At 57.7% G+C, this 4,351-nt stretch carries 4 protein-coding genes; 1 reads left to right on the forward strand and 3 read right to left on the reverse strand.

Annotation, left to right across the window (positions count from 1 at the left end; genetic code table 11):
- Nucleotides 1–244: 244 nt before the first annotated feature.
- Nucleotides 245–1,222, forward strand: coding sequence for a type I phosphomannose isomerase catalytic subunit (locus CJ255_RS21230; RefSeq protein ID WP_097646076.1), 978 nt, complete (start codon nt 245–247; stop codon nt 1,220–1,222).
- A gap of 260 nt (nt 1,223–1,482) precedes the next feature.
- Here the strand turns inward: CJ255_RS21230 and ribH are convergent, their stop codons facing one another.
- From ribH to ribE, 3 genes are all read right to left on the reverse strand, one after another.
- Nucleotides 1,483–1,950 carry a 6,7-dimethyl-8-ribityllumazine synthase gene (ribH, locus tag CJ255_RS21235; RefSeq protein WP_097646077.1) on the reverse strand — a complete coding sequence of 156 codons (468 nt, stop codon included), beginning with the start codon at nt 1,948–1,950 and terminating at the stop codon, nt 1,483–1,485.
- A 121-nt stretch (nt 1,951–2,071) separates the two neighbouring features.
- On the reverse strand, nt 2,072–3,268 hold the full coding sequence (locus CJ255_RS21240) for a bifunctional 3,4-dihydroxy-2-butanone-4-phosphate synthase/GTP cyclohydrolase II (protein ID WP_097646078.1): 1,197 nt from the start codon (nt 3,266–3,268) through the stop codon (nt 2,072–2,074).
- A 192-nt stretch (nt 3,269–3,460) separates the two neighbouring features.
- Complete coding sequence (gene ribE / locus CJ255_RS21245) at nt 3,461–4,057, reverse strand: riboflavin synthase (RefSeq protein ID WP_097646079.1); 597 nt, start codon at nt 4,055–4,057, stop codon at nt 3,461–3,463.
- Between the last annotated feature and the right edge of the window lie 294 nt (nt 4,058–4,351).

The following is a 4,351-nucleotide window of genomic DNA, read 5'->3' on the forward strand; positions in this document are numbered from 1 at the left end:
ACAGAAGAACAGAAGAACAGAAGAACAGAAGAACAGAAGAACAGAAGAACAGAAGAACAGAAGAACAGAAGAACAGAGAACAAGCAATGTTTATTTCGCAGTAGCGCAAAAGGAACGCTGCCTGGGATCGCGGGCGGGACGCCCGCGATCCCAGGGCGGCACTCTCCCACAGCGTTCCTTTTGCGCTATTGCTTCATTTTTGTTCATTTGTTCCTTCGTTCCTCTGTTCTTCCGTTACCTCACCATGACACTACCACCCCTACGCACCATCCCCCGACTTGTTGAACCCCTTTGGGGCGGCCAACGTTTGGCTGCTTGGCTCGACCTTGCGCCGCCCCGGCCTGAGCGGCTGGGCGAGAGTTGGTTGGTCTATGATGAAAACGTTGTGGTTGGTGGCCCATATGCGGGGCAGCGGCTGGGCCAATTGGCGGCAACCTATGGGGCTGCGTTGGTGGGCACGCGCACCGTGGCCCGCTATGGGGCCGATTTCCCGCTCTTGGCTAAATTCATTGATGCAGCCGAGCGCCTCTCGATCCAGGTGCATCCTGATGATGATTATGCCCACAACTTGGAGGCCCATACCGGCTTTCACGGCAAAACGGAGGCTTGGTACATCCTTGATGCGCTCCCAGGTGCCCATATAACCTATGGCTTGGTACGGGCTTGTAGCCGCGCAGAGTTTCTGGCTGCGGTTGCCAATGGCTCAGTTGAGCAACTTATGGCCCACGTGCCGGTGCAGGCTGGCGACGTTATCTTTGTGCCGGCAGGCGTACTGCATGCGATCAATGCCGGCATTATGCTCTTCGAGATCCAGCAGAAGTCCGATCTTACCTACCGCGTCTACGATTATGGGCGACGCGATCGCCGCACAGGCCAACTACGCGAGTTGCACCTAGAGCAGGCGCTGGCGGTGAGTCGCTTGAGCCCCGGCCCGCAGGCTAAAGTTGCGCCTGTGGCACTAGGGCCGGGGCGCGATCTGCTGGTGCGCTGTCCCTATTTTGCGTTGGAACGCTGGACGGCGGGCGCACCAACTGAGCTCACGACCGATGCGGGGAGCTTTGAGATTTGGACGCTGCTGGCGGGCTATGCCGAGTTGCATTGGGCTGATCAAACATTCCCCTTGGGGCGCGGCGATGCCGTGGTTCTTCCGGCGAGCTTGGGGCGTTATCGGCTACCCTTGGGGCCAGAGGCAGTCATGTTGCGTGCCTTTGTGCCTGGGTGATAGTATCCCATCAGGCATGGTTCGTAGCCACGTTACAGCTTGCGAGGACGCGAGGACGCGAGGACGCGAAGCCACCGCCTCCGCGCCTCACGCATCCCCGCAGGATGGTATAACACCAATTGCCCTTGAACATGCCGCATTATCAAGCACGCTAAAACCCATTGGGACGCCATGTTCGGCAATCTACAATCTACAATCTGCAATCTGCAATCTGCAATCTACAATCTACAATCTACAATCTACAATCTACAATCTACAATCTATCCTGGCAGACCACGCAACAGGGTCGCCATCTCGATGCCCGCCACGGCTGCATCGAAGCCCTTGTTGCCCACTTTGGTGCCTGCACGCTCAAGCGCCTGTTCAATGTTCTCAGTGGTGATCACGCCAAAGATGCAGGGTATCCCCGTCTGCAAGCTTACCTGCGCGATCCCACTGGTTGCCGCGCTGGTCACATGGTCGTAGTGGCTGGTGGCCCCACGGATTACTGCGCCCAACGCGATTACCGCATGGTAGCGCCCCGTCTCGGCCATGCGCTTGCAGAGCAACGGCAACTCGAATGAACCTGGAACCCAAACGACATCCACCGCCTCGGCTTCAACCCCGTGGCGACGTAAAGCATCACGCGCCCCCTCCAGCATGCGGCTGGTGATCAACTCGTTCCAACGACTCACAACAAGTGCAAAGCGTAGCCCTGTGCCTACGAGATTACCTTCAAAGGTGGTCATAAGTAGCTCCATAAAGATTTTTGTTGGTTTGGTTTTGGCGGCTTCGCCGCCAAAACCAAACCAACAATTGGGATGCCATGTTCGGCAATCTACAATCTACAATCTGCAATCTACAATGGTATCACCCCTCCAACCAATGGCCCAGCTTGGCACGCTTGGTTTTGAGGTAGGCCATGTTGTGCAGCGTGGGCAATGCGCCCACGGGGATGCGCTCATGGACAGTGATGCCACACGCTTGGAGCGCCGTCAGCTTCTGCGGGTTGTTGGTCATGAGGCGCACCGTATGCACCCCCAGATCGTGGAGAATCTGGGCGCCCAGGGTGTAGTCGCGTAGATCGGCTGCGAAGCCAAGGTACTCGTTGGCTTCAACTGTATCGTAGCCCTGCTCTTGGAGTGCGTAGGCGCGCAGTTTATTCTGCAGGCCAATCCCGCGCCCCTCTTGGCGCATGTAGATCACCACGCCACAGCCCGCTTCACCAATGCGCGCCAGCGCCAACTCCAACTGATCGCGGCAGTCGCAGCGCAGGCTGCCAAAGACATCGCCCGTAAGACACTCCGAGTGGAGGCGGACCAACGGGGCCGGGTTGGTATGCAGGTCGCCCAAGACCAAGGCCACCGCCTCGCTATCATCATAGCTACTGCGATAGCTCATGGTCTGAAACAAGCCATGGCGGGTCGGCAGATTTGCGACGCCCGTCTGCTCGGCCAAGCGGTCGTAACGGCGCCGATGGGCAATCAGTTGGGCCACACTGACGATCTTGAGCTGATGGCGCAAGGCAAAACGCTCCAGATCGGGCATTCGCGCCATGGTACCATCATCATTCATGATCTCGCAGATCACCCCGGCGGGGGTTAGGCCAGCCAAGCGTGCCAGATCAACCGCAGCCTCAGTCTGTCCAGGGCGGCGCAGCACCCCGCCAGCGGCGGCACGCAGCGGGAAGATATGGCCGGGCCGCACGAGATCATCTGGGCCACTGGCAGGATCAATCGCCACCTGGATCGTCCGGGCCCGATCCGCCGCCGAGATGCCGGTTGTCACGCCGGTTGCTGCCTCAATCGAGACGGTAAAATTGGTGCCGAAGGGCGAGCTATTCTGCGCCACCATGGGCGGCAGGGCCAGCCGATCCGCAATGGCAGCCTCCAGCGCCAAACAGATCAGCCCGCGCCCCTCGCGGGCCATAAAGGCAACCGTGGCGGGCGTAGCAAACTGGGCCGCACAGACAAGATCACCCTCATTTTCGCGGTCTTCATCGTCAACGACAATTACCATCTTGCCTGCGGCATAGTCGTGTAGTGCCTCTTGGATTGTGTGTAACATCAAATTTCCTTCCAAACCCGGTTTGAGGATTGAACCACAGAGACACCGAGGGCACAGAGATGGTAATGCAAGGAGTACCTACACTGGTGATTGCCATACTACCTACTTCTCTGTGTTCTCTGTGCCTCTGTGGTTCAATCCTCTGCATCTCTGCAAAAACTCTCTACCTGAAAGCCCCCGCTACGGGGATTCCTAGCGATACGCCTGAATTAAGCGCTCCACATACTTCGCCATAATGTCAACCTCAAGGTTTACCATGGCCCCCACCGTCTGCTGGCCCATAATCACCGCTGTTTGGGTATAGGCAATCATGGCAAGCGTAAAGCTCGTCTCGTCCACTTCTGCCACGGTCATACTGACGCCATCCACAGCGATGAAGCCCTTTTCGACGATATAGCGCATCAACGCGGCGGGCGGACAAATCTGGATGCGCTTGGAGTCGCCTTCGGGTACGACGGCCACAATATGGCCTACGCCATCCACATGGCCCTGCACGTAATGGCCGCCCATACGCCCCCCAAAGCTCAAGGAGCGCTCAAGGTTGACCAGACTACCAACAGCGAGTTGGCCCAAATTGGTGCGCCGGAGCGTCTCAGGGCTCAGGCCCACCGTGAAGCTAGTCTCATCTAGCTCCGTTACCGTGAGGCAAGTACCATTGATCGCAATGCTATCACCGAGCTTCGCGCCCTCACGCGCAATCCTACTCGCTACCGTCATGCCATTATCGCGCTCCTGATCGCTCGTTAACGCCAACACACGCCCCATCTCTTCGACAATGCCAGTGAACATAGAGGTCTCCTTGAAGAACAACGGAAGAACAGAGAACAGAGAACAGAGGAACAGAGAACAGAGGAACGGAGGAACGGAGGGCATCGCCTTGCTTTTGTGCTATTTCGCAATTAGGGATGGTTTCAGAAACAACCTTTCAGCTTGACTGTCGTAGTGCCGACTTTAGTCGGCATCCGGGGGTTGTCGGCGATCTCAGCCGACTAAGGGAAGCAGAAATTTTTGTTAGCGCGAAAAAGCTCTGGGCCGCGCCGCTTGGCTTCGACAGGCTCAGCCAGCGGCGCGGTGGCTCGGTGG

This window comes from Candidatus Viridilinea mediisalina, assembly GCF_002532535.1.
GTDB lineage: Bacteria > Chloroflexota > Chloroflexia > Chloroflexales > Chloroflexaceae > Viridilinea > Viridilinea mediisalina.

What these genes read in the sequence shown, in the direction of transcription:
- CJ255_RS21240 (WP_097646078.1), bottom strand. Translation starts at nt 3,268, where the DNA reads ATGTTACACACAATCCAAGAGGCACTACACGACTATGCCGCAGGCAAG.
- ribH (WP_097646077.1), bottom strand. Translation starts at nt 1,950, where the DNA reads ATGACCACCTTTGAAGGTAATCTCGTAGGCACAGGGCTACGCTTTGCA.
- ribE (WP_097646079.1), bottom strand. Translation starts at nt 4,057, where the DNA reads ATGTTCACTGGCATTGTCGAAGAGATGGGGCGTGTGTTGGCGTTAACG.
- CJ255_RS21230 (WP_097646076.1), top strand. Translation starts at nt 245, where the DNA reads ATGACACTACCACCCCTACGCACCATCCCCCGACTTGTTGAACCCCTT.